The sequence below is a fragment of the Pseudoalteromonas sp. CO325X genome, from assembly GCF_004208955.1.
Taxonomy (GTDB): Bacteria; Pseudomonadota; Gammaproteobacteria; order Enterobacterales; family Alteromonadaceae; genus Pseudoalteromonas; species Pseudoalteromonas ruthenica.
This window is the reverse complement of sequence record NZ_SGPG01000001.1, coordinates 93,311-116,877: the sequence shown is the minus strand read 5'-3', so window position 1 is coordinate 116,877 and position 23,567 is coordinate 93,311. Positions and strand designations below refer to the sequence as shown.

Here is a 23,567-nt window from a genome sequence, read left to right as displayed (position 1 = left end):
TATAAACTTGCACTTACCCGCAACAGGGGCACTGCGGGTTTTTCTGCAATTTTATTGCCCTATGGCGCAAAGTCTCGCCATCAACACAGTGCAGCACGGCCGCTCCATTGCCCTTAAGCAAATAGTTGATGGCGAGCATGGCCTGTTGTGCACCAACAATGCCCAGCAAGGGCGAAATCACCCCGAGTGTGGCGCAATTGGCGGTGGGGTTATCACTGTGCGGCGGAAACAGACAGGCATAACAGGGAGAGGTGCTATCGCTAAAGTCGAACAACGCAAGGTGCCCTTGGTGTCCCACCGCAGCGCCGCTGAGCAGCGGCACCTGCGCCTCTTGGCAGGTTTTATTGAGCAGATAACGGGTTTCAAAGTTATCACTGCAATCAAGCACTAAATCACACCCTGACAACGCCGCGCTTAGAGTGTGCGCGCTCGCCCGTTGACACAGCGGCTCTAGGGTAATATCGCTATTTAAGCTAGCTAATACTTTATTCGCCGCCTTCGTTTTAGCTTGTCCGAGATGATTAAGCTTGAACAAAATTTGCCGCTGGAGGTTAGATAGCTCGACCTCATCATCATCCATAAACCGCACTTTACCCACGCCGCTGGCGGCAAGGTAAAGCAGCGCGGGGCTGCCTAAGCCGCCGCAACCGACCACCAGCACGGTGGCTTGCTTAAGGCGCAACTGCCCCGCCTCACCCACATCATCAAGCAATAACTGCCGGGCGTAACGGATACGTTCTTTGTTACTGAGTGCGTCACTGTTCACTGCGCCCGTCCTTGATTGCTTGCTGTAGCTGGGCAATCGCCTGTGCAGGATGCTCTGCTTCGGTTATCGCCCGAACCACGGCGACACTGCCGACACCGGTATTGACCACCGCAGCGATACGCGGCAAATCTATGCCACCTATGGCCACGGTAGGGTAATGAGCTTGCATCAATGGTACAAAGTGACGCAGCTTCTGCAGGCCCTGAATTTGCCCGGTCATATCCTTGGTGGTGGTTGGGTAAATCGCACCCAAGGCGATGTAGCTGGGTCGGTAATTGTGCGCTAGCAGCATTTCATAAAAGCCATGAGTAGAGAGGCCTAAGCGCATGCCGGCATCTTGAATCGCGCGCAGGTTGGCATTATGTAAGTCCTGTTGCCCCAGATGCACACCGTACGCGCCATGCTTTAACGCTAACTGCCAGTGATCATTAATAAACACCTGGGCATCGTGGGCACGCCCCAAGGCAATGGCCTGCTTGATAGCTTCTTCTAACTGCTCGCCATAAGAGTCTTTCATGCGCAGTTGCACGGTTTTGACACCGTGCTCCAAGCACAGCTGCAACCAATCAACACTGTCAACCACAGCGTAAAGCCCTAGTTGCTGTGGGCAAGGCGCGAATCCGGCGGCATAGTTAAAATCGGCAGCACATGGAAAATCAAGCTCATCGCCAAGCCAACTTCCGGGCTCGATCACTTGCGGAAAATCAGCAAGTTCACTAGGCCAACGCGTTTGCGCTACCGGGCCTATACCTTCGCCGTAGCGCTGCGCGTTTTTCAACCCGGCATTGATATAGGCTTTGCCAAGAATAAAGGCATCTTTGAGCGGATACCCCTTAGCCAAGCAACTGGCAATAACGGACGACAACGTACACCCCGTGCCATGGCTGTGGGGAGTGGTGATAGTGGCGTTACCAAGCCAATACTCTTGTTCACCTTCACGGCAGTAATCAACACAATATCCTTGTGGGTAGTTCCAATGTCCGCCTTTAATCACTACACTTTTCGCCCCCCACTGCTGCAATCGTTTCGCTGCTTCACGTAACGCATCGGGGCCAATAAGGTATATGCCGGTAAGCATTTGCGTTTCATGGACGTTGGGAGTGATTACATCAACCAAAGGCAATAAATGGGTTTTAATGGCATCGGCAATATCGTCTTGAGCGTCTTCCTCAATCAGACTATCACCACTTGTGGCAATGGCCACCGGGTCGTAAACCACATGAGGAGGGCACGACCAGTTGTCGCGATAATAACGTAAATGTTCGGCTACCAGTTGGATTTGCTGCACATTGGCGAGCATCCCTATCTTGATTGCTTGTGGACGAAGGTCATTGGCTAAGGCTTGCAATTGAGACTCCAGCACCGCCTGTGTCACTGGATTTAGTGCCTCCACGCCCAGGCTGTTTTGGGCTGTCAGTGCGGTAATGGCGCTACACCCATGCACAGAAAAGCTGTGCATCGCTTTTAAGTCGGCTTGAACGCCTGCGCCACCGCCGCTATCAGAGCCGGCAATAGTCCATACTACTTCACTCATATATCCTCACTCATTGTGTGCCATGCAGGCATGCCCAACGTCGGCGTGGAGGGCACGGCAGTCGACTTTTCCACCATGGGCCCTGCTAAATAACTTTGTCTGCCAGCCACGGTGGCATTGGCAAAGGCTTGTGCCATCAACACAGGGTCGTTGGCTCCTGCTATGGCCGAGTTTAGTAGCACGGCATCCACGCCCATTTCCATGGCTTGGCAGGCGTGAGAAGGCAACCCTAACCCGGCATCGACAATCAGCGTAACATCGGGTAAGCGCTCGCGAATAGTATGCAATGCATAGGGGTTTAATATGCCTTTGCCAGTACCGATGGGCGCAGCCCAAGGCATAATAACCTCACAGCCAGCGCTCACTAAACGCTGGCACACTACCAGATCATCGGTGCAATAAGGAAGCACCTTAAAACCCTGTGCCAATAATTGCTCAGCAGCAGTAACTAGGGCGATAGGGTCTGGCTGCAAGTTGTAGTCATCACCAATGAGTTCGAGCTTTATCCAGTCGGTGGCGAAAACCTCACGACACATTTGCGCCAAGGTCATCACCTCTTGCACACTGTGGCAACCTGCGGTGTTGGGCAGCACCGTTAACCCGGTATCTTTGATCAGCTGCCAAAAGTCATCTCCTCCAGCGTGAGAGTTCTGCCGACGCAGAGACACCGTGACGATTTCACTGCCACTGGCGGCAATCGCTTGATGCATGCATTGCGGCGATGGGTATAAAGCGGAGCCAATCAGCAGCCGGCTGCTGAAGGACTGACCATAGATAGTCAAAGCGTCGCTCATCTAACCTCCTTGAATCGGTGCAAGGATATCCACTTTATCGCCTTCTTTCAGGGCGGTGTGCCCATAGTCTTGCTGCGCGACAAAGTGGCCATTAACAGCGGCGGCGAACGGCGGTTTAGCCGCAAACGCAGTGATTGCCTCACTCAATGCAGCCTGCTCTGGCACGGTAACAGGCGTTTCGTTTATATAAATCTGCATATCTTCACCTTGGTTTTATACGGCGGTATTAAACTGCGCCAATGCCCGCTTAACGACAATAGGCGCGAGCATATAGCCATGGCGATATAAGCCATTAATGCTAATCACCTTGCCCCTTTGCTCAATATGTGGACGGTTATCGTTATAGGCAGGGCGCAGCCCAGCACGCAACGACTCAACGGTGGCTTCAGCAAAGCCACTATGGACACTGTAAGCTGCGGATAACAGCTCTAAGGTGGAGCGCACCGTGATAGCTCGGGTATCTTGTGATTCAATTTCGGTGGCACCAATGACATAGCGATGCCCTGGCTTAGGAGCGATATAAATCGGATAACGCGGATGCATGAGCCGCACCGGCCGACTCAAGCGTACTTCAGGTGCATGCACTCTAGCGACCTCGCCACGCACACCCCGTAACGGGGTGTGCGCGGTTTTCGCTCCGATGCCGCGACAATCGATGACGGCTTGATAGTCTTGTGCTGCGAGCGTTTCAACGTTTACATCGGCGTTAAAGGTAAAGCGTACGCCACGACGTTTAAGGCTGAGGTAGCTGTGCTGATAAAAGCCTTGATTGTCGAGCTGCCCCTCGCATGGCAGGTATAACCCTTTGCCAAAGCGCCCTGCCAGCTCGGGCTCCAGCGTCTGCAACTGAGCACCGTCAATATCTTGCCCGGCAAAGCCCGCCAATGGCTTTAACTGTTTGCGGAAATGCGCCATGGCACCCTGATCCTGGGGGTAGGCAACAATAATACTGCCAGCTTGCTGAAACTGTACCGGCTCATCGAGCAAGGCCAAGAGTTTTGGCCATAATGCCAAAGCGGCAAGGCCATCCTCAGCGAGGTCTTGTTCACACAGTACCGATTCGGCCATTGGCGCGAGCATCGCAGCTGCCACGTGCCCAGCACTACTGTCGCCATGCTCATCACCGCGTTCAAACACGTCAATATCATAGTGCTGGGCAAGCAGTAGTGCGGCCACCCGGCCGCACACACCAAAGCCAACAATGGCTATTTTTTGGGCCATTAATATACCTTATGGTAGAGCTCGCTGCCTGAGGCTTTAAACTCTTCTGATTTCGCCTGCATTTGCGACTCAACATCAACCATGCGAATACTGATTTCCTCGCCAAGATTATTGGGGTCGATGCCTCTAGACTCCAGATCTTTGGCGTAATCACGTACTTCCTGAGTGATTTTCATAGAGCAGAATTTGGGCCCACACATCGAGCAAAAATGCGCGACTTTTCCTGACTCTTGCGGCAAGGTTTCATCGTGATACTCGCGTGCTCGATCTGGGTCAAGACCCAAGTTGAATTGATCGAGCCAACGAAACTCGAAACGCGCTTTTGATAAGGCATTGTCCCGCTCTTGTGCCCCTGGGTGCCCTTTGGCCAAATCGGCTGCGTGAGCGGCAATCTTATAGGTGATTAAGCCTTCTTTTACATCTTCTTTGTTAGGCAGCCCTAAATGCTCCTTCGGCGTGACATAACACAACATCGCGCAGCCATACCAAGCAATTTGCGCCGCGCCAATGCCTGAAGTGAAGTGGTCATAGCCCGGGGCAATATCGGTGGTTAGCGGGCCTAAAGTATAAAACGGCGCCTCGCCGCAATGGGCTAACTGCTCGTCCATATTGTCTTTGATCAAATGCATCGGCACGTGACCCGGCCCTTCGATAAACACTTGCACATCATGCTGCCATGCTATTTTGGTAAGCTCGCCTAAGGTACGTAGTTCACTGAACTGTGCTTCGTCATTGGCATCGGCAATCGACCCTGGACGCAGGCCATCGCCTAGCGAGAAACAAATATCGTACTGCTTTAAAATTTCGCAAATGTCTTCAAAGTGGGTGTACAGGAAATTCTCTTGGTGGTGCGCCAAGCACCATTTCGCCATAATGGACCCCCCTCGGGAGACAATACCGGTCACCCGCTTTGCGGTCATAGGCACATAACGTAATAGCACCCCAGCATGGATGGTAAAATAATCGATGCCTTGCTCAGCTTGTTCAATCAGCGTATCACGGAAGATTTCCCAGGTAAGGTCTTCGGCCACGCCATTGACTTTCTCAAGCGCCTGATAAATCGGCACTGTGCCCACAGGCACCGGCGAATTACGGATCACCCACTCTCTGGTTTCGTGAATATAGCGCCCGGTTGATAAATCCATAATGGTGTCGGCCCCCCAGCGGGTGGACCATACGGTTTTTTCTACTTCCTCTTCGATGGATGAGCTAACCGACGAGTTACCGATGTTAGCATTAACTTTCACCAAGAAGTTACGCCCGATGATCATCGGCTCGGACTCGGGGTGATTGATATTATTGGGGATCACTGCTCGCCCTCGAGCAACCTCATCACGGACAAACTCAGGGGTAATAAATTCGGGGATACTGGCACCAAAAGATTGCCCAGGGTGCTGCTGAGCTAATAACTCTTTGCGCACCTCTGCTCGGCCCATATTCTCGCGAATAGCAATGTACTCCATTTCCGGGGTAACGATCCCTTGGCGAGCGTAATGCATTTGCGTGACATTTTTACCCGCCTTAGCACGGCGCACCTGCGGTAAATGCTCAAAGCGAATATGGTCAAGCCCTTCGTCAGCCATACGCTGCTGGGCAAACTGCGAGCTTTTATGATCTAATAGCTCGGTATCACCGCGCGCTGCAATCCAAGCCTGGCGGAATTTAGGCAGGCCTTTGCGCACATTGAGCTCAAAATCTGGATCCGTGTATGGCCCTGAGGTGTCGTAAACACGAATAGGGTCGTTTTTTTCGTAGATGGGATCTTCTTCACTGCCGCCAACAAAGGTATCGCTTAAGGCGATTTCCCGCATACCCACTCGCACTCCAGGCTGCGAGCCCTCAACATAGACTTTTTTGGAATTGGGGAAAGGCTGCCCCGTAAGATTGTGAATATATTCAGACGCCGCTTCGCGGCTTTGACGACGGCTTGGTTTGGTTTTTTGTGACATGACGCACCTCACTATTTTACTGAGTATTGGTCTTGTCTGGAGGCGATAGAGCCTGTGGTCCGCGCGCGCAAGCGCTGCTTTGGCTGGGCATCGTTTGTGCCATTACGGCACAAGCGTGCCGAGGCAAGCTTGTTCCCTACGCAGGTGTGAGCCTGATCAGGTTAACGGATCCCGCATTTGCGATCTCAGCCCTTCAGTTAGGGCACTCCGACAAGTATTCGCCAGCAGTCTAGCTTACAAACTCATTGTTGCGCAAGCCAGCGGTCAAGATGATTGGCAAATTGTTGTTTGTCTTGGGCGCTTAGGGGGGCTTGACCACCGGTTTGGATGCCGCTGCTTCTTAGGGTATCCATAAAATCACGCATATTAAGGCGCGACTTGATATTCTCTTTGGTGTACAACTCACCCCGTGTATTCAATGCTAATGCACCTTTATCAATCACTTCCGACGCTAATGGGATGTCGCTGGTGATCACCAACTCGCCAGCCTGAACTTGCTGTACGATTTCATTATCAGCCACATCAAAACCCGGCATGACTTGCTGCATACGCAAGAAATCTGATGCTGGCAACCGCAGGTATTGGTTGGCAACAAAGACCGCTGTGGTTTTCGTGCGTACCGCAGCGCGGCAGATAATTTCGCGGATAGCGACGGGACACGCATCGGCGTCAACCCAAATAGTCATGGCGTTTCTTCCTAATTAAATAGGTGTGCAGTATATCAAGTTTGTCAGTGGAGGTATGAAGTGATGCAAGAATAAGTATAAAGGATGAAAAATGAAGCGCTTTCCCCGCACTATTTACGTCCGTTTACACGCAGGATGCATTTCACTGCTCCGATGTGTTGACCCTGCAAAAGGTAAAAGGTTAAAAAAAGGTTAACACCCTACCTCAGGTGTACTTTTTGAAACTTGATCACACATGGAGCATAAAATGAAAAAACTATCACTACTGAGCTTAGCACTCGCCTCTACGCTGAGCCTTACCAGTCACCTAAGTGTTGCCTCACAAACAACCGCTGTCACCCAACAGGCACAGGCGGCCTACAGTGTATTCCAAAGCAAAAAAGCCCTTGCCAAAAACATTGCCAAAAATCTAAAGCAGCTACAACCGACCTTACAACAACAACTAAGTGCGTACTCGTTGGCAGTGAGTGCCGATAAGTTAGTCCCTAAAGACGCTCAAAGCGAGTTTGATTTGCAACAGCATAATGCCCAAATTCGTTCGCTAAAGGGCCTACCTGAACAGGGCGACAACCTATTACAACTGCGCCTAGCGCATCGCAACATGCTTAATGACTGGCAGCAAGGCGAACCGGCGCTGGTTGCCTTTGCTCCCAAGGGCGATGACAAACACTGGGATGTGGTAGAGGCGTATGACCAACAAGGACAGCTGCATTTACTTGATGCCTACACGCTTCCTGATACGCCTGTTTTCATCGTCGAGCTTGACGCCAAAAAGACCCTTACTGAGGGGCTTGCGATAATGCGCTCGGTGCTAGCATCAAACCAACAACCGACGCTGCAAAATAAATACAGCACCCAAGACGAACAACCGTTATCCACCACAGTGCTCAAACAAATCCGTGTTAATGATGATGAAGAGCCTTGGATTTCAGGTGCCGCTGAAGTGTACGCCATTGTTACAGGTGTGAGCCCGTCTCGCGATGAGCCGGTGCTAGACATTGTTGATATGCCCTATTTAGATCACGACGGCGAAAACTACTACCCAAACCAAGTGTTAATTCACTGGAATCGCTACCGTTGGCAAGCTGCGGATATCTTATTGATGGAGCAAGACGACAATACCAATTATAAAACTCTAGCGAGTAAGCTATTGGAAGTCGCCACAGCGGTACTGCGCGCAATTCCGAATCCTGACGCTCAGGGCTATGCCATTATTCCTCAGCTAACAAATGAGATTTTACAAGCAATGCCTGATGCATGGTTCACTAATGATGACGACTATGTAGACGTGTATTACACCTTACGTGAGGGGCAAACGTATCGTAACTATGCGGGCGCCAGCAACAACGCGAGGGTTACGCTGGAGCCACTCACTATCGACCCAAGATAAAACACTATGGCGCTGCTTAGTGCAGCGCCTATCTCAAAAACTATCCACTTTATCGCGTTTGCTCGAATCTTCGCCTGTTACCGTTACAATAGCTAAAAAAGCAAACAGGACGTGGTCATGAAACCTCAACTTACTTTTCTAACTGCTGTGCTGGCAGGTGCACTGGCGACGCCAGTGGCCGCTAAGCAGGCGTTGCAATTTAACGATGTCTTCGATTTCAAGTATCCGCAACACACCGTTTTGGGCGAGCAAGGTCAGTACCTAGCCTTTAGTGCCGAACCTTATCGCGGCGACGCTCAAGGTCAGGTGTACAACCTAGATAACAATGAACTTATTGCCACGGTGGCACGCGGTACAGCGGCACAGATTAATAAAAACAGCCAATGGGTGGCATTCACCCAAGTCCCCACCCTCTTGAATAAAGAAACCACTGACAAAAAAGCAAGCAAGAAATTAAAAAACAACCTCGTCTTGGTCAATACCCAAACGGGTGCCCAGCAAAGTTTTGAGCAGGTGAAAGACTATCAACTCTCTGATGATGGTCGCTGGCTCGCCTATCGCCTCCACAGCAGCAGCGATCAAGATGCTGATAACGAAAAAGAAAAAGCCGATACTAGTAATGACCTGCATATTAGCGCTGATAAAAAAGATAAAACCTATGACTTAGTCATTGTTGATCTAACCAGCAACGAGCAGACACGCCTTGACTCAGTGTTCACTTATGCCATTAGCCATAGCAGTGCAGGTATCGTCTTCAATCAACACAGCAGTGATGGCAGTAATAACCAAGTCAGCTATTTTGACTTTGCCTCACAACGCACGGACTCGCTGATAGATGAGCCTGGGGTAACCGTTAGCACCATCGAATGGCACCCAGTACAAAACCTTGTGGCCTTTAATGTCGGCAATTATGTCAATGATGATACGCGCCGCCGCGACTACCGTACGATGTTGTGGCATGGTCAGCAAAACACCTTAGAAACGCTGCCAAGTCAATGGCAAGCGGGCAAGAAAGGCACACTGAGTTGGTCGGAAGATGGCGCTCGCCTATACTTTACAACACGACCAGAGCTTGACGCCAAAGTGACCAAGAAAAAGTACCAAGACGCGCAGTCGTTGCGCGACTTCGACACCATAGTGGCTCAGGCGAATATTGAAGTATGGCACCACCAAGACCCAGAAATTAAACCGCGCGAAAAACAGCAATGGCAGAAAGAAAACAAATATCGCCATTACCAAGCGGTATATCACCTTAATGGCAAGAAGGTGGTGCAACTGGCCGATGAGCAAGTGCCAAAGGTGCGGTTAAACAAAAAAGCAGATCACCTCATTGGTTACTCTAACCTGCCCTATTTGCACGAGATGACCTACAAAGGCTTTTATAATGATTATTATGCCATTGATGTTCTCAACGGCAGTAAACAAGTCATCGTCAAAGCCCATCCACATCGCCCGAGTTTGTCACCAACAGGGCAACATGCGGTGTACTTTAGTGATCAAGGGTGGCAGCTAAAAGATTTAGCCAATAATACAGTGACTCCCCTTAGCAAAGCAGTGAATGCAGTATTTGCCGATGATAAGCATGATTACCCCTCCGAGGTAGACGGCTATGGTGTTGCGGGCTGGTATAAAGACGGCTCGAAGGTACTCATTAATTCTAAATACGATATTTGGGCCTTTGATGTTGAAAGTGGCGAAGCCCAAGTTTTAACGCAAGGGCAAGCAAAGCAGGTTCAGTATCGGGTGGTTAACCTTGACGATGATAAGCTTGGTTTTGATGACCAAGAGCAGCTGCTGCTACGCGCATTTAATGTGAATAATAAGCAGACCCACATAGGTGCACTGGATTTAGCAAATAACACTGTGCGTACACTTTTGGCTGGTGAAGCGCGCTTTGATGTAAAAATGAAGGCCAAACACGCTGATAAATACATTTTTACCAAGCAGAGTTATCACCAGTTTCCTGACTTTTGGCAGGCTGATGCCCAGCTAACAAACCCTCGCCAGATAACCGATCTGAACCCACAAATCAGTCAGTTTAAATGGGGGCAAAAGCCAGAACTAGTTAGTTACAAAGGCTACAATGGCGAGGACTTACAAGGCGTGCTGATAAAACCTGCGGACTACGTAGAAGGTGAGCAAGTGCCTGTGGTTATCTACTTTTACCGCTATATGAGCCAGCGACGTTACGACTTCCCAAAAATGGAGCTTAACCATCGCCCTAACTTCCCGATGTTTACATCGAACGGTTACGCGGTGTTCTTGCCTGATATTCGCTTTGAGATTGGTAAACCTGGCCCCTCGTCCACTCAAACCATGATCAATGCCGCACAAAAGCTGATTGATATGGGCGTTGCCAAAAAAGATGCCATAGGCTTGCAAGGACACTCATGGGCCGGCTACCAAAGTGCCTTTATGGTAACGCAAACCGATATGTTTAAAGCAGTTGTCTCGGGGGCGCCGGTATCGAATATGACCTCGGCATACAGCGGTATCCGCCTAAAATCAGGATTAGCGCGTCAATTCCAATATGAAACGGGGCAAAGCCGTATTGGTAAGGCACTGTATGAAGATGTCGATGCCTACATTGACAACTCACCGGTGTTTTTTGCCGATAAAATAAACACTCCAATTATGATTATGTTTGGCAATGAGGATGGCGCCGTGCCTTGGCAAGAAGGGATTCAGTACTATTTAGCATTGCGCCGCGCCGGGAAAGAGGTGATTTTCCTTGAATATGATGGCGAGCCACATCACCTGAAACAGTTCCCCAACCAAGTGGACTTTTCTATTCGCATGATGCAGTACTTTAATCATCACCTAAAAGGTGAACCAGCGCCACAGTGGATGACGCAAGGTGTCCCTTTTATTGAGGAATAATTAACGCTATAACACAGCAATACATTTGCGTTATAAGCCAACCCAAGCGGGTTGGCTTTTTTTATGCGTGCTATTGCCCTTGTGTGGCTTTGGCGCGCTGCAACCCTGCGGTTAAAAAGACGCGGTAAGCGCGCTGCTCTAACCCTGGCTCGCTAGGTGAAAAGTGTGTTGGAAAGCTTGCGACTAGCTCTTCTACATTTTGCTCAGGATGTGTATTTACGTGCTCAACAATGGCTCTTAACCACGCTTTTGGGGTATTCAAGCTCGCTTTGCTATGTGCATCACCATGTCCTGGTAGGACTTGAGTGATATCCAGAGCTGCCAAATCATCGAAAGCGCGCAACCACTGCGAGAAGTTTGCTTCCCCAGGGTAGGGTTTTATGTCGACCATATCCGCACCGGCGAGCAGCGCCTCTTGCTCAATATATACCATCAGGTCGGCATCGGTATGCGCCGCGTAGGGCAATATGTTGAGCTCGTAATTACCTAAGTCCAATGTGGTCTTTTCGTTTATAGCCAGCTGAGGTGATTGCAGCTCTAAATGCTGCCATTTGTCTAAACGCGCTTTCGCCGCTGCTATTTTTTGCTGCCAAGGTGGCTGTTCTTGCTCGGGCAAGTTATTCATGCGGTGCTCGCTTAGAGCAATACTCTTAGCAAAACCATCTAAGCGTTCGTTGAGCTGGGCATGAGCGAGATGAAACTGCTCATTGAGATGTTGGTGGACGATAAGTTTAGCGTCCGGGTAATGGTTTTGTAACAGTGCCATCCCCAATAAATGGTCATCATGCGGGTGAGAAACTAACAAATAGCACAGTGGCACTTTTAGCTGCTTGTCTAACTTGCTAATGAAGCGCTCAGTTTGCGAAAACTCCCCCGGCGCATCGATTAATAAGGCGCATTCATCGCCTTGGATAAGCACCTGATTTGAATCATAGTATTTCAGCTTTTCATGTTGTTGGATAAAGTCGACATGAGCACTGATGCTGTGCCATTGCTGGGCATGGCTTACGGTGGTGGTGAGGGCTAATAATAAAAACAGAAATTGGCGCATAGGCTTCCCTTGGGCGCGACTATGCGCCTTATGATGTTGTTTCTAAGGCTGATGTCAGTTTGGAGCACAGTTGGCTCTGCATTTGTTGCTGCTCATTGAGCTGCGACTTCGCTTCTAATAACTCATGGCACAGGTTGAGTGCTGCCATAAGTAACGCTTTGTCATCATTGCGCACCGCTGAGCGCTGACGCATATGGTCAACGCTCTCATTGAGGTGCTGTGCCGCATCAAGTAACGCCTGCTCTTGCCCAGGGGGACAAGCAAACTGATGCTCCCTACCGAGCAAATTGACCTTGACGCTGTGTCCGTCGTTACTCATTAACCCGCCGCGCTAGCCGACTGCAGTTTTTCCAGTAGGTTCGTTAATGTACTACTGGTTTCTTTCTGCTTTTCTTCGCTTTCTAGCACTTCTAGCTGCAAAGTTTCGTTTTCGTCCATTAGCTTAGTATTGTTTTCACGTAAGGTGCTCACTTCTTGCTGTAATTCACTGTTACGCTGAATCAATTTATCGACCAGTTGTTCGAGTTGGGAAAGGGTTTCTTGGTTCATAAAGGCGCTCTTTAAACTGTTGATTAGAATCTGCAAATGTAAAGCAATCTGCCCAGCGATGCTAGGGGGTGTAGCGTATTTCCTGTAAATTTTGCCAGTATTAACAGCGGGTTCATTTAAATCACCCAATATTCAGCAGCGGTTTATAGTAGCTGCTTATTAATCAATCACCTAAAGTACCCATCTAGCTCTGTTTATCTGGTGCAAATACAGTAAAATGACCACAATTTAAGTTTTAGGAGCCGTTATGCTCAGTTATCGCCATTCTTTTCATGCTGGCAACCCCGCCGATGTGGTGAAGCACCTAGTGTTAGCACAAACACTGCAGCACATGATCAAAAAAGATAAGCCCTTTGATTATATTGATACCCACTCGGGAGCCGGTTTTTTCGCCATCGACAATGCCGATATGCAGAAAACCCAAGAGTTTAATGATGGCATTGCTAAGCTGTGGCAGTATCAAGGTGATGTAGATGCGCTCGCGGATTATGTAGCCCTGATTAAGGGTATGAACGAGTCTGCCCAGTTGCGTCATTATCCGGGTTCACCTAAGGTGGCTGAACACTACTTACGTAAACAAGACAAAGGCTGGTTTTTTGAGCTGCACCCTCAAGACTTAAAATTACTGCAAAAAAATATGGCAGGTAAGCGCTCGTTACGAGTAAAAGATGAAAACGGCTTTAAAGGCTTGCTGGCACTGGTGCCGCCTCTTTCCCGCCGGGCATGCGTGTTAATGGACCCGCCGTATGAAGTAAAGAGTGACTACGAAAAAGCAGTCGATACCTTTATAAAAGCACATCAACGCTTTAGTACCGGCACTTATTTGTTATGGTACCCCGTGGTTGATCGCTCTCGCATAGACCGCCTTGAGCAACGTTTTATTGACTCTGGTATTCGAAACATTCAATTGTTCGAGCTTGCCACCCAAGGCGATAGTGAAGAACGTGGCATGACCGCCTCAGGGATCATTGCCATCAACCCGCCTTACACGCTAAAAGCAACGATGCAACAGGTACTACCGGAGTTAGTGAAGGTGCTCAGCGAGCAAGACGGGTTTTATCGTTGCGAGCAACTGGTTGATGAATAACCTGAAACAACACTAACAACTTGATTTATTGACCACTGAAATTGGATCTTGGTGAATCAGCACATCAACTTCACCACCGAACTCAGGGTGCTTTTGTTCGCTAAACGCCTCTTGAATAAGTAGCGCTACCTCGTCCGCGACTTGGTGTGCCCTGATCAAAGGCATGTTGTCATCAAGTTCTAAATGAAGTTGCACAAAGCGTACTTTGCCGCCTTGGCGAGTACGCAAATCGTGCACCCCTAAAACTTGCGCGTGGCTTTTGGCAACTGCCACTATCTGCGTTTTTTCTTCATCGGGTAGTTCTTTGTCCATTAAATGCGCCGCACTCTCGGTGCCAATTTGCCAAGCATTGTAAAGCAAGTAGGCAGCAACTAAGATAGCAAAAAATGGATCGGCACCGGCAATACCGTAGTAGGCCAACATCAGAGCAAGCAATACTGCTAAGTTCAGTAATAGATCACCCTTATAGTGCAGTGAATCGGCTTTTATCGCCACCGACTCAGTACGCTTAATAGATTGATATTGCACATAGACAACGATTAAGGTGCAAAAAATAGCAAAAATACTCACCCACACACCCAACAATGTATGATTGACAGTGACAGGGTTAATAAAGCGCTCGATGGCATGAAAGGCTAATAAGCAGCCACTGCCACTGATAAAAGCGGCTTGACCGAGACCAGCCAAAGCTTCCGCTTTACCATGACCAAAACGATGGTCGTCGTCAGCCGGTTTTAAGGCATAACTCAGAACAAAGAAGTTCATTAAGGTGGCGCTTATATCAAGCAGTGAGTCGGTCAGTGACCCTAGCATCGCGGCAGAGCCTGATGCCAACCACGCCCACGCTTTAGTTGCAATCATCAAACTAACCATAGCCAACGTAATCAAGTTAGCGAAGCGCACCCAAAAGTTGTAACCTCTTGCTGGGGTTGACGCGCCTTGGTTGTTCATAAAATGCACCTAGAGTTATCGAATCTATGCGTCATTTTAACCATCTTTGGTATACTCACGCCACTGTATCGCGCTCAGCTCAGAAGACTTATGTTAGACATTGTTTTATTTCAACCCGAAATCCCCCCTAATACCGGTAATATTATTCGCTTGTGTGCCAACACCGGCTACCGCTTACACTTAATAGAACCATTGGGGTTTGAGTGGGATGACAAACGTATTAAACGGGCAGGCTTGGATTATCACGAGTTCTCTAATGTTCAGCGCCATGCAAGCTTAGAAGCTTATATCGACGCCTGTGCCCCAAAACGTATTTACGCATGTACCACCAAAGGTACGCGCTTTCATCATGAAGTCGCCTATCAACCAGGTGACGCGCTGCTGTTTGGCCCCGAAACACGCGGGCTGCCTAGCGAAGTTATTGCCTATTTACCTGCAGAACAACGGGTACGTATCCCCATGCAAGCAAACAGCCGCAGTATGAACCTATCGAATGCAGTCGCGGTATTTGTTTATGAATCCTGGCGCCAACTCGACTTTGAGGGCGCCTGCTAAACGCACTGACGCTACATTCTCTAACCAGCTATATAAGAACTAGATATTATGACACCAAGCCAAGCACTGATTCGCCAACTCGTTCAACAAGCCCTTGATGAAGACTTAAATGGTCTCAGCCCAAGTGAAGGAGATATTACCGCACAGCTGATCCCTGAGCAGCAGCAGGCTAATGCCGATGTTATCACCCGAGAGGAAGCCATTTTTTGTGGCCAAGAGTTGGTAAAAGAAGTTTTTGCTCAAGTAGATCCCAGTGTCGAACTCACTTTTTTCGTCGCTGATGGGGATAAAGTGCGACCCGAGCAGCGCCTATTTAGCGCCAAAGGCAGCGCCCGAGCTATTTTGACCGCCGAGCGCACGGCACTTAACTTCGTACAAACGTTAAGTGCAACGGCCACAGCAGCTTATACCTATAGCCAAGTCCTGGCCAATTCCAACACTAAATTACTAGATACTCGTAAAACTATTCCAGGTTTACGTGCACTGCAAAAATACGCGGTCAAATGTGGCGGCGGAGTGAACCACCGTATCGGTTTATTTGATGCATTCTTAATTAAAGAAAACCATATCGCCGCCTGTGGCGGTATTGCTGCTGCGGTTTCCCAAGCCAAGCACAATCACGCGGATAAGCCTGTAGAAGTTGAAGTTGAGAATCTCGATGAGTTGCAACAAGCGCTCAATGCTAGCGCGGACATTATTATGCTTGATAACTTTTCTTTAGCGGATGTAAATACAGCCGTTAAACTAACTAACAAATCTGCCAAGCTAGAAGTATCGGGCAATATCACTTTGGCAACTTTGCAACAGTACGCTAACGTTGGCGTAGACTACGTATCCAGTGGCGCCTTGACTAAACACATTGAAGCTGTTGATTTATCACTGCGTTTTCAACAGCTATAGTGACTTTGCAAAATATTCAAGTAGAATAGCTGAATTCGGTATAGATGTTAGCAGTTGTTAAAAAAACTGCTACACAAAGCCAAAATGCCGTGATAGCATCTAGTTTTAAAGAATGAGATTTATACTTAGGTAGTAATACTTTGTTATAAATCAACGAAACTGTAATTAAAGAAATCTACACTCAAGGAACGGTGTCTCAGTTAGTTGAATTCAACAATTGGACTATACTTCCTAAGATATCTGAACCTGTAGGTTTTGACATTGCTAGGCGCTTGTTGCCCCACGTAGTACAAGCAACTAGTCGACCAATTGCCGAATCAACGATTTAGCAATACTGGTTACCTTAACTTTGCCCAACAATCCTTTAGGAGAGGAACATGGAAAAAATGACTCAAAACAAACAACAGGGTTTCACCCTGATTGAATTAATGATCGTTGTTGCGATCATCGGTATTTTGGCAGCAGTAGCGCTTCCAGCATACCAAGACTACACTGTACGAGCAAAAATGGCTGAAGTGCTAGTACAAGCAGGTGCTCATAAAAACTCTGTTTCTGAGTACTATCAATCTGAAAATAAATTACCTGCAGATGCTGCGGCAGCAGGAGTAGACTTTAACAGTATCGCTAGCACTTACATTACTGCTGTTACTGCTGCTGGTGGCGTTTTAACATACACTGTTGATGTCGATGGTAAAGCTAAAGGCGAGCTCATTCTGACTCCATCCACGAAAAATAACTCTTTAACTTGGAAGTGTTCTACTAACGGTATAGAAACAAAATACCTTCCAGCAAACTGTCGATAATTGAGACACTAAAGAAAAGAATGGTAGCACTGCCCAATGGCAGTGTTACCTTGTTGCTGAAAATCGCTCTCTTCACGTGTAGCATAAGAAAGTAAATTAACCTGACACCTTTGAGAGATTCACATGAATCTTAGCTCCCCATTTGCAAGAAGACTATCTACCCAAGGCTATTTCGATCTAAACGAATTATCTAAAATAAAAAAAGAGCAAGACTTAACGTTAGTGGAAGCGATGTGTAAAGCCGGCTCGATGAGTCCAGCAGAGCTTCAACAGCATGCTAGTAAGCTTTTCTATGCCTCCCAACTTGACCTGTCTGTTGTAGACCTGTCACTTTCTCCTGATGAAGAGTTTATTAATGAAAAGCTTATCCGCAAGCACAAGTTGCTTCCTCTCGCGGTTAAAGGCAAAACCATTTACATCGCGACGGCAGATCCCACTGACTTTAGTGCTTTTGAGGATTACGAGTTCAATACAGGAATGCAAACTGAGGCGATCGTAGTTAGACATGATCACCTAGACAAAGCCATTGATTCTCTGTTTGATAGCACTTCAAGTTTAGGGTTGACTGAAAATGATATGGAGGAGCTCGAGGGGGTAGATTCTGGTGATGGTAATAAGAAAGATTTGGCCACCGATGTTAACTCTAAAGATGATGACGCCCCCATTATCGTTTATATCAATAAAATTTTGATGGATGCCATCAAGCGCGGTGCTTCCGATTTACACTTTGAGCCCTATGAAAAACGCTACCGTATACGCTTTCGTGTTGATGGCGTGCTTCATGAAATTGCTTCCCCCCCAATCAATCTCGAAAGCCGTATCGCTGCACGTATCAAGGTGATGTCGCATATGGACTTAGCAGAGAAGCGTAAACCCCAAGATGGCCGTATTAAATTAAAAATAAATGCCAAAAAAAGCATCGATTTTCGTGTGAGCACCCTCCCCACTCTTTGGGGTGAGAAAATTGTAATGCGTATTCTTGATAGTTCCAGTGCAATGCTCGGCATTGATATACTTGGTTATGAACCAAAGCAAAAACAGCTCTATTTGGACGCACTTGCTCAGCCCCAGGGGATGATTTTAGTTACCGGTCCTACAGGTTCAGGTAAAACCGTATCACTTTATACCGGTCTCAATATTCTTAATACCACCGAGCGCAATATTAGTACAGCCGAAGACCCCGTTGAAATAAACCTTGAGGGGATTAACCAGGTTCAAATCAGTGCTAAATCTGATATGACCTTTGCCAATGCTTTGCGTGCATTTTTGCGTCAAGACCCTGATATTGTGATGGTGGGTGAGATTCGAGACTTAGAAACAGCTGAAATATCTATCAAAGCGGCGCAAACAGGCCACTTAGTACTATCGACACTGCACACCAACTCAGCACCGGAAACTCTGACTCGTTTGATGAATATGGGTGTGCCTTCATACAACATTGCCAGCTCAGTGAGCTTGATTATCGCCCAGCGTCTAGCTCGTCGGTTATGCAAGCATTGCAAAGAGCCTGAACAGCTACCTCAAGAGGAGCTACTTAAGCAAGGCTTTACGCACGAGCAGCTAAGCGATTTGACTGTCTATAAACCAGTAGGCTGTGATGACTGTACTGAAGGTTACAAAGGCCGTGTCGGTATTTATGAGGTGATGCCCATTACTCCGAAAATCGCTGAAATTATTATGCGCGGCGGTAACTCGCTAGAAATAGCAGAAGTCGCCGCTCAAGAGGGTGTCAACGATTTAAGAAAATCAGGGCTACAAAAGGTTGCTCAAGGTGTAACCAGTTTGGTTGAAGTCAATCGCGTTACCAACATGTGAGCCGGTTATACAAATCAGCAGTAACCTTTACTTAAAGCCTGTGTTAAAATTAAGTAATCAGCAGAGCTTGTGAGAAAATAATGGCAAAACAACAACAAGCAAACCAACTGGACACGTTCCAGTGGGTGGGTGTGAGTACTCGTGGCAAAAAGCTTGAGGGCGAACTAACCGGTACCAGTATAGCCCTCGTCAAGGCCCAGTTGCGTAAGCAAGGGATCACACCATCCAAAGTCAAGCGTAAGCCTAAGCCCCTGTTTGGCATATCAGGTGAAAAAAAAATCACCGCTAAAGATATTGCTATGTTTACCCGGCAATTGGCCACCATGCTGCTTGCCGGCGTGTCTTTGGTTCAAGCTATCGATATGATAGCCGATGGTTCTGAAAATAAGAGCGTCAAGAACCTGTTGCGAAATATAGGAGAAGAAGTAAAGGCCGGTCAGCCACTAAGTGCCGCCCTGAAAAAGCATCCGAAGTATTTTGATGATTTATATTGTGACTTAGTTGCTTCAGGCGAGCAGTCGGGTGCGTTAGATAGAATATTCGATCGCGTTGCTCTTTACAAAGAAAAAGCGGAAGCTCTCAAATCAAAAATAAAGAAAGCGATGTTCTATCCGGTAGCGGTGATAGTTGTAGCGATAATCGTCACTTCTATTCTATTAATTTTTGTAGTCCCTCAGTTTCAGGATATTTTTGCAGGTTTTGGCGCAGAGTTGCCTGCATTTACACTAATGGTAATCGCCATTTCAAACTTTTTACAAGAGTATTGGTGGCTTGGGCTGCTTATCATTGTCGGCGGTGGCTACATATTTAAGCACATACACCAGAAGAATAAGAGCTTTAGAGATAACGTCGATAGGTTCATCTTAAAGATCCCGATAGTTGGTATGATTTTAAATAAAGCTGCAGTAGCACGTTATGCCCGAACATTATCGACCACTTTCGCCGCAGGTGTCCCTTTAGTCGATGCATTGGACTCTGCAGCGGGAGCTTCAGGTAACGCCGTTTATAGAGATGCAATTTTAGATATCAAAGCTGAGGTCAGCTCTGGTAACCCGATGAACTGGGCAATGCGAAACTCCAATATATTCCCTGACATGGTAATTCAAATGGTCGCCATCGGCGAGGAATCTGGTTCACTGGATGATATGCTTGCTAAAGTGGCAACTATTTATGAACAAGAAGTAGATGATGCCGTGGACGGCCTCTCAAGCCTATTAGAGCCACTCATTATGGCAGTGCTAGGGGTGCTAATCGGTGGCCTTATTATCGCAATGTACTTACCCATATTTCAGTTGGGCCAGGTTGTATAAATGTTTTCAGAAGTAATCGAATTAATGAAAAGCGAACCGTGGTTTTTTATAACCACGGTTCTTTTTGTATCCTTAGCTGTGGGTAGCTTCCTCAATGTGGTTATTTACCGCATTCCAAAGATGATGCAAAATCAGTGGCAGTCAGAGTGTCGCTTACTACTTGCCGATGAATTGATATCAAAAGGTGAACAAAACCAATCAGCATCCGCTCCTTTTAACCTTCTAACGCCAGCTTCGACCTGTCCGAAATGCAATAACAAAATCAAGGCCTGGCACAATATTCCCTTGCTTAGTTGGCTATTTTTAAAAGGCCAATGCGCTTACTGCAAGACGCCTATCTCTATTCGCTATCCAGCTATAGAGCTCATCACTGCTGTTTTAAGTTTAGTTGTCGCGCTTATCTTTGGCCCCACTCAACTAACCGTGCTTTACATCATTATCACCTGGGTGTTGGTGGCACTGACTTTCATAGACATAGACCATATGTTGTTGCCAGATCAGTTGACGTTACCGCTGTTATGGCTAGCTTTATTAGCTAGTGTTGCAGGGATCACCATAGAACCGAGTGCAGCACTAATTGGCGCTGCCGCAGGCTACCTTAGCTTATGGAGCGTTTATTGGCTGTTCAAATTGCTGACCGGTAAAGAAGGGATGGGCTATGGCGACTTTAAACTGCTGGCGGTATTTGGTGCCTTATTAGGTTGGCAAGCATTACTGATGATCATACTACTGTCTAGCATTGTGGGTGCCGTAATTGGTATTACTTTACTCTCTATTCAAGGCAAAGATAAAGCAACCCCGATTCCGTTTGGCCCTTATATTGCCATTGCTGGCTGGATAGCCATGCTTTGGGGGGAGCAAATCCAAGGCGCTTATTTCAGCGCTATTTTGGGTTAAAACAACGATGTGGACGCTTGGTCTAACCGGGGGGATAGGCTCTGGTAAATCAACCGTTAGCGCCTTGTTTCAGCAGCTCGGCATCACTGTTGTCGATGCCGATGTTGTTGCTCGCCAAGTAGTACAGCCAGGCACTGACGGATTAGCCGGCATCGTTAGCCGTCATGGCCGTTCGCTGCTGTTGGATGATGGTAGCCTTAATCGCGCTAAGCTACGTGACATCATTTTTGCAGACGAAAGCGAAAAGCAGTGGTTAAATGCACTTTTGCACCCACTTATCCGTACTGAGATGCTCACCCAACTGGAGCAGGCACAAAGTGCCTATGCAATCCTTGAGGCGCCACTACTTTTTGAAAACAGCCTTGATAAGTATTGTCAGCGCACCTTATTGATCGATGTGCCTGAAACTGTACAAATAAGTCGTACTTGCGCTCGAGACCATATCACTGAGCAACAAGCACAAGCTATCTTAAAGGCACAAATGTCACGCCGAGATAAAGTCGCAAAGGCCAACGATATAATCTCTAATGCTGGGGTAATCACTGATCTCTGTGCCAAGGTATCTCTGTACCACCAAAACTATTTGCACCTCGCTAATTTGCATTCCCGCTAAGATCGATAACACTTAATGTTACAGCTTGTAATGGCTTAAATCATTGAGCTTGCTATACATTATTGTTATTAACTTGGTTGCGGGACCTATGAATATTAACTCACCTTTGATTCGTAAATTTATTACCTTAGGACGTATCGATAGCGATACGGTAAAGGCGCACCAAGAGCAAAGCCGCTGCGCAGCAGAGACCATAGTCCGTAGCAGCAATATGAGTAATCAAGAACTATTGGCACAATGTGTTGAACTCTTTCGCACTCCGTATATTGATTTGAGCTCCTTTGATCCCAGAAGCATAGACAAGCACTTGCTAAATGAGCAGTTAATTCGTCGTCATCATATGCTGCCCATCTCTGCTAAGGGCAACAAGCTATTTCTCGCCGCCTCAGACCCTACTGACTACGGTGCTTTTGAAAATTACGAGTTTAGTACCGGGCTTCAATGTGAAGTGGTGCTGGCTGATTATCGGCAAATAGATAATCTCATCGAGCAGCTGTTCGATGCCACCCACACACTGAAGCTAGCGCAAGAGGATAGCGACGAACTCAATCACCTCGCCAAGCAAGATTATGATAATCATCATCCGGAACAGGGCAGTAACGATGACGACGCCCCCATCATTGTCTATATCAATAAAATTCTTCGTGATGCCATACGCCGAGGTGCTTCTGATTTACACTTTGAGCCCTATGATGGCGACTACCGCATACGCTTTCGTATTGATGGTGTGTTACATGAGATGGCCAATCCACCTTATGCGCTGTCCACTCGCCTTGCAGCCCGCATCAAGGTAATGTCTAAACTAGATATTTCGGAAAAGCGCAAACCTCAAGATGGCCGCATTAAACTGACGATCTCGCCGCGTAATAGCATTGATTTTCGAGTCAGTACGTTGCCAACTATGTGGGGAGAAAAAATTGTTATGCGGGTGCTAGATTCCTCCAATGCCAGTTTAGGAATTGACGCGCTCGGTTATGAGGAGGAGCAAAAGCAACTTTATCTGCGCGCACTGCAACAACCTCAAGGTATGATACTTGTCACCGGCCCCACTGGCTCTGGAAAGACAGTCTCTCTTTACTCAGGCTTAAGCATTTTAAATACACCTGAGCGCAATATCTCTACAGCCGAAGATCCGGTCGAGATTAACGTTAAGGGCATAAACCAAGTACAAATCAACCCAAAAGCTGAGCTGACGTTCGCAAACGCTCTTCGCGCCTTCTTACGTCAAGACCCAGATGTAGTAATGGTGGGCGAAATAAGGGACTTAGAAACCGCTGAAGTCGCCATCAAAGCCGCACAGACCGGGCACTTGGTGCTTTCCACCCTGCATACCAACTCCGCACCTGAGACTATCACACGACTGTTAAACATGGGCGTACCGGCATACAACGTGGCTAGCTCGGTGTCGCTGATCATCGCTCAACGCTTAGCACGCCGTCTTTGCAAATACTGTAAAGAGCCAGAGCAGCTGCCAACTGAAGAACTTATTAAACAAGGGTTTGATGCTAACTCAGTGGCACAAGTAAAACTGTATCAAGCAAAAGGTTGCGACCAGTGTACTGACGGGTATAAAGGCCGGGTGGGCATTTATGAGGTATTAGAAGTTTCAGCGGATATTGCCAAAGTGATTGTTTCCGGTGGTAGCTCGATAGATATAGCCGAAACAGCCAAGGAAGCTGGCTGTGCGACATTGCGTCAATCGGGGCTACGTAAAGCTGCAGAGGGCATTACCTCACTATCTGAGATTAATCGTGTTACGCGGCTGTAGGTTGTACTTATAGGCCTTTTAAAGCGCCCTGCTCTCAGTTACACTGCC

22 protein-coding genes and 1 riboswitch are annotated in these 23,567 nt (G+C 47.7%); of the genes, 11 read left to right on the top strand and 11 right to left on the bottom strand.

Annotated features, from left to right (window positions below; translation table 11 throughout):
* Positions 1 to 13: 13 nt before the first annotated feature.
* The 7 genes from EXT46_RS00565 to EXT46_RS00535 all read right to left on the bottom strand — a co-directional run bounded on the left by EXT46_RS00565 (position 14) and on the right by EXT46_RS00535 (position 6,950).
* Entirely contained in the window at positions 14 to 766 is a 753-nt protein-coding gene (locus tag EXT46_RS00565; RefSeq protein ID WP_130144556.1) for a HesA/MoeB/ThiF family protein, read from the bottom strand.
* Positions 756 to 2,300, bottom strand: a complete 1,545-nt coding sequence (gene thiE / locus EXT46_RS00560; RefSeq protein WP_130144554.1) for a thiamine phosphate synthase — start codon at positions 2,298 to 2,300, stop codon at positions 756 to 758. The genes EXT46_RS00565 and thiE overlap by 11 nt, the downstream gene beginning before the upstream one ends.
* Positions 2,297 to 3,094, bottom strand: a complete 798-nt coding sequence (locus EXT46_RS00555; protein ID WP_130144552.1) for a thiazole synthase — start codon at positions 3,092 to 3,094, stop codon at positions 2,297 to 2,299. Before EXT46_RS00555 ends, thiE begins: the two co-directional genes overlap by 4 nt.
* Positions 3,095 to 3,292 (bottom strand): sulfur carrier protein ThiS, encoded by a 198-nt coding sequence (thiS, locus tag EXT46_RS00550; RefSeq protein WP_022943337.1) that lies wholly within the window; start codon positions 3,290 to 3,292, stop codon positions 3,095 to 3,097.
* Between the two features lie 15 nt (positions 3,293 to 3,307).
* On the bottom strand, positions 3,308 to 4,315 hold the full coding sequence (locus tag EXT46_RS00545) for an FAD-dependent oxidoreductase (RefSeq protein ID WP_130144550.1): 1,008 nt from the start codon (positions 4,313 to 4,315) through the stop codon (positions 3,308 to 3,310).
* A complete protein-coding gene (thiC, locus tag EXT46_RS00540) occupies positions 4,315 to 6,264 on the bottom strand; it encodes a phosphomethylpyrimidine synthase ThiC (RefSeq protein ID WP_053909795.1) in 1,950 nt (649 codons plus the stop codon). The genes EXT46_RS00545 and thiC overlap by 1 nt, the downstream gene beginning before the upstream one ends.
* A gap of 116 nt (positions 6,265 to 6,380) precedes the next feature.
* Positions 6,381 to 6,484: riboswitch (TPP riboswitch) on the bottom strand.
* Between the two features lie 22 nt (positions 6,485 to 6,506).
* Entirely contained in the window at positions 6,507 to 6,950 is a 444-nt protein-coding gene (locus EXT46_RS00535; RefSeq protein ID WP_045979243.1) for a YaiI/YqxD family protein, read from the bottom strand.
* A 247-nt stretch (positions 6,951 to 7,197) separates the two neighbouring features.
* On the opposite strand from EXT46_RS00535, the gene EXT46_RS00530 reads away from it, so the two are divergent.
* Both EXT46_RS00530 and EXT46_RS00525 read left to right on the top strand, forming a co-directional pair.
* Positions 7,198 to 8,340, top strand: coding sequence for a DUF3103 family protein (locus EXT46_RS00530; protein WP_130144548.1), 1,143 nt, complete (start codon positions 7,198 to 7,200; stop codon positions 8,338 to 8,340).
* Between the two features lie 117 nt (positions 8,341 to 8,457).
* Positions 8,458 to 11,220 (top strand): prolyl oligopeptidase family serine peptidase, encoded by a 2,763-nt coding sequence (locus tag EXT46_RS00525; RefSeq protein WP_130144546.1) that lies wholly within the window; start codon positions 8,458 to 8,460, stop codon positions 11,218 to 11,220.
* A 70-nt stretch (positions 11,221 to 11,290) separates the two neighbouring features.
* Here the strand turns inward: EXT46_RS00525 and EXT46_RS00520 are convergent, their stop codons facing one another.
* The 3 genes from EXT46_RS00520 to zapB are packed head-to-tail and all read right to left on the bottom strand — an operon-like array spanning position 11,291 to position 12,820.
* Entirely contained in the window at positions 11,291 to 12,271 is a 981-nt protein-coding gene (locus EXT46_RS00520; protein ID WP_130144544.1) for an MBL fold metallo-hydrolase, read from the bottom strand.
* Positions 12,272 to 12,299: 28 nt separating this feature from the next.
* Positions 12,300 to 12,590 (bottom strand): cell division protein ZapA, encoded by a 291-nt coding sequence (locus tag EXT46_RS00515; protein ID WP_130144542.1) that lies wholly within the window; start codon positions 12,588 to 12,590, stop codon positions 12,300 to 12,302.
* Positions 12,590 to 12,820, bottom strand: a complete 231-nt coding sequence (gene zapB, locus EXT46_RS00510) for a cell division protein ZapB (RefSeq protein ID WP_130144540.1) — start codon at positions 12,818 to 12,820, stop codon at positions 12,590 to 12,592. Before zapB ends, EXT46_RS00515 begins: the two co-directional genes overlap by 1 nt.
* Positions 12,821 to 13,067: 247 nt before the next feature.
* Between zapB and rlmJ the strand changes: the two genes are divergently transcribed.
* Positions 13,068 to 13,907, top strand: coding sequence for a 23S rRNA (adenine(2030)-N(6))-methyltransferase RlmJ (rlmJ, locus tag EXT46_RS00505; protein WP_130144538.1), 840 nt, complete (start codon positions 13,068 to 13,070; stop codon positions 13,905 to 13,907).
* A 12-nt stretch (positions 13,908 to 13,919) separates the two neighbouring features.
* Here rlmJ and EXT46_RS00500 read toward each other — a convergent pair whose 3' ends face one another.
* The gene (locus tag EXT46_RS00500; RefSeq protein WP_205988190.1) at positions 13,920 to 14,858 is read right to left on the bottom strand and encodes a cation diffusion facilitator family transporter; all 939 of its coding nucleotides are present in this window, start codon (positions 14,856 to 14,858) and stop codon (positions 13,920 to 13,922) included.
* A gap of 90 nt (positions 14,859 to 14,948) precedes the next feature.
* Here EXT46_RS00500 and trmL point away from each other — a divergent pair, with 90 nt between their 5' ends.
* The 8 genes from trmL (at position 14,949) to pilB (EXT46_RS00460) (ending at position 23,519) form a co-directional block, all read left to right on the top strand.
* On the top strand, positions 14,949 to 15,413 hold the full coding sequence (gene trmL, locus EXT46_RS00495; protein WP_130144536.1) for a tRNA (uridine(34)/cytosine(34)/5-carboxymethylaminomethyluridine(34)-2'-O)-methyltransferase TrmL: 465 nt from the start codon (positions 14,949 to 14,951) through the stop codon (positions 15,411 to 15,413).
* Between the two features lie 48 nt (positions 15,414 to 15,461).
* Complete coding sequence (gene nadC / locus EXT46_RS00490) at positions 15,462 to 16,313, top strand: carboxylating nicotinate-nucleotide diphosphorylase (RefSeq protein WP_130144534.1); 852 nt, start codon at positions 15,462 to 15,464, stop codon at positions 16,311 to 16,313.
* 377 nt (positions 16,314 to 16,690) lie between these two features.
* Positions 16,691 to 17,116, top strand: a complete 426-nt coding sequence (locus EXT46_RS00485; protein ID WP_130144533.1) for a pilin — start codon at positions 16,691 to 16,693, stop codon at positions 17,114 to 17,116.
* Between the two features lie 123 nt (positions 17,117 to 17,239).
* Positions 17,240 to 18,931, top strand: a complete 1,692-nt coding sequence (pilB, locus tag EXT46_RS00480; protein ID WP_130144532.1) for a type IV-A pilus assembly ATPase PilB — start codon at positions 17,240 to 17,242, stop codon at positions 18,929 to 18,931.
* 80 nt (positions 18,932 to 19,011) lie between these two features.
* The gene (locus EXT46_RS00475) at positions 19,012 to 20,241 is read left to right on the top strand and encodes a type II secretion system F family protein (protein WP_130144530.1); all 1,230 of its coding nucleotides are present in this window, start codon (positions 19,012 to 19,014) and stop codon (positions 20,239 to 20,241) included.
* Entirely contained in the window at positions 20,242 to 21,138 is an 897-nt protein-coding gene (locus EXT46_RS00470; protein WP_165381033.1) for an A24 family peptidase, read from the top strand.
* A gap of 7 nt (positions 21,139 to 21,145) precedes the next feature.
* Positions 21,146 to 21,751 (top strand): dephospho-CoA kinase, encoded by a 606-nt coding sequence (gene coaE, locus EXT46_RS00465; RefSeq protein WP_130144528.1) that lies wholly within the window; start codon positions 21,146 to 21,148, stop codon positions 21,749 to 21,751.
* Positions 21,752 to 21,839: 88 nt separating this feature from the next.
* Entirely contained in the window at positions 21,840 to 23,519 is a 1,680-nt protein-coding gene (gene pilB, locus EXT46_RS00460) for a type IV-A pilus assembly ATPase PilB (RefSeq protein WP_130144526.1), read from the top strand.
* Positions 23,520 to 23,567 lie beyond the last annotated feature (48 nt).

What these genes read in the sequence shown, in the direction of transcription:
- thiE (WP_130144554.1), bottom strand. Translation starts at nt 2,300, where the DNA reads ATGAGTGAAGTAGTATGGACTATTGCCGGCTCTGATAGCGGCGGTGGC.
- EXT46_RS00555 (WP_130144552.1), bottom strand. Translation starts at nt 3,094, where the DNA reads ATGAGCGACGCTTTGACTATCTATGGTCAGTCCTTCAGCAGCCGGCTG.
- thiS (WP_022943337.1), bottom strand. Translation starts at nt 3,292, where the DNA reads ATGCAGATTTATATAAACGAAACGCCTGTTACCGTGCCAGAGCAGGCT.
- EXT46_RS00545 (WP_130144550.1), bottom strand. Translation starts at nt 4,315, where the DNA reads ATGGCCCAAAAAATAGCCATTGTTGGCTTTGGTGTGTGCGGCCGGGTG.
- thiC (WP_053909795.1), bottom strand. Translation starts at nt 6,264, where the DNA reads ATGTCACAAAAAACCAAACCAAGCCGTCGTCAAAGCCGCGAAGCGGCG.
- EXT46_RS00535 (WP_045979243.1), bottom strand. Translation starts at nt 6,950, where the DNA reads ATGACTATTTGGGTTGACGCCGATGCGTGTCCCGTCGCTATCCGCGAA.
- EXT46_RS00530 (WP_130144548.1), top strand. Translation starts at nt 7,198, where the DNA reads ATGAAAAAACTATCACTACTGAGCTTAGCACTCGCCTCTACGCTGAGC.
- EXT46_RS00525 (WP_130144546.1), top strand. Translation starts at nt 8,458, where the DNA reads ATGAAACCTCAACTTACTTTTCTAACTGCTGTGCTGGCAGGTGCACTG.
- EXT46_RS00520 (WP_130144544.1), bottom strand. Translation starts at nt 12,271, where the DNA reads ATGCGCCAATTTCTGTTTTTATTATTAGCCCTCACCACCACCGTAAGC.
- EXT46_RS00515 (WP_130144542.1), bottom strand. Translation starts at nt 12,590, where the DNA reads ATGAGTAACGACGGACACAGCGTCAAGGTCAATTTGCTCGGTAGGGAG.
- zapB (WP_130144540.1), bottom strand. Translation starts at nt 12,820, where the DNA reads ATGAACCAAGAAACCCTTTCCCAACTCGAACAACTGGTCGATAAATTG.
- rlmJ (WP_130144538.1), top strand. Translation starts at nt 13,068, where the DNA reads ATGCTCAGTTATCGCCATTCTTTTCATGCTGGCAACCCCGCCGATGTG.
- EXT46_RS00500 (WP_205988190.1), bottom strand. Translation starts at nt 14,858, where the DNA reads ATGAACAACCAAGGCGCGTCAACCCCAGCAAGAGGTTACAACTTTTGG.
- trmL (WP_130144536.1), top strand. Translation starts at nt 14,949, where the DNA reads ATGTTAGACATTGTTTTATTTCAACCCGAAATCCCCCCTAATACCGGT.
- nadC (WP_130144534.1), top strand. Translation starts at nt 15,462, where the DNA reads ATGACACCAAGCCAAGCACTGATTCGCCAACTCGTTCAACAAGCCCTT.
- EXT46_RS00485 (WP_130144533.1), top strand. Translation starts at nt 16,691, where the DNA reads ATGGAAAAAATGACTCAAAACAAACAACAGGGTTTCACCCTGATTGAA.
- pilB (WP_130144532.1), top strand. Translation starts at nt 17,240, where the DNA reads ATGAATCTTAGCTCCCCATTTGCAAGAAGACTATCTACCCAAGGCTAT.
- EXT46_RS00475 (WP_130144530.1), top strand. Translation starts at nt 19,012, where the DNA reads ATGGCAAAACAACAACAAGCAAACCAACTGGACACGTTCCAGTGGGTG.
- EXT46_RS00470 (WP_165381033.1), top strand. Translation starts at nt 20,242, where the DNA reads ATGTTTTCAGAAGTAATCGAATTAATGAAAAGCGAACCGTGGTTTTTT.
- coaE (WP_130144528.1), top strand. Translation starts at nt 21,146, where the DNA reads ATGTGGACGCTTGGTCTAACCGGGGGGATAGGCTCTGGTAAATCAACC.
- pilB (WP_130144526.1), top strand. Translation starts at nt 21,840, where the DNA reads ATGAATATTAACTCACCTTTGATTCGTAAATTTATTACCTTAGGACGT.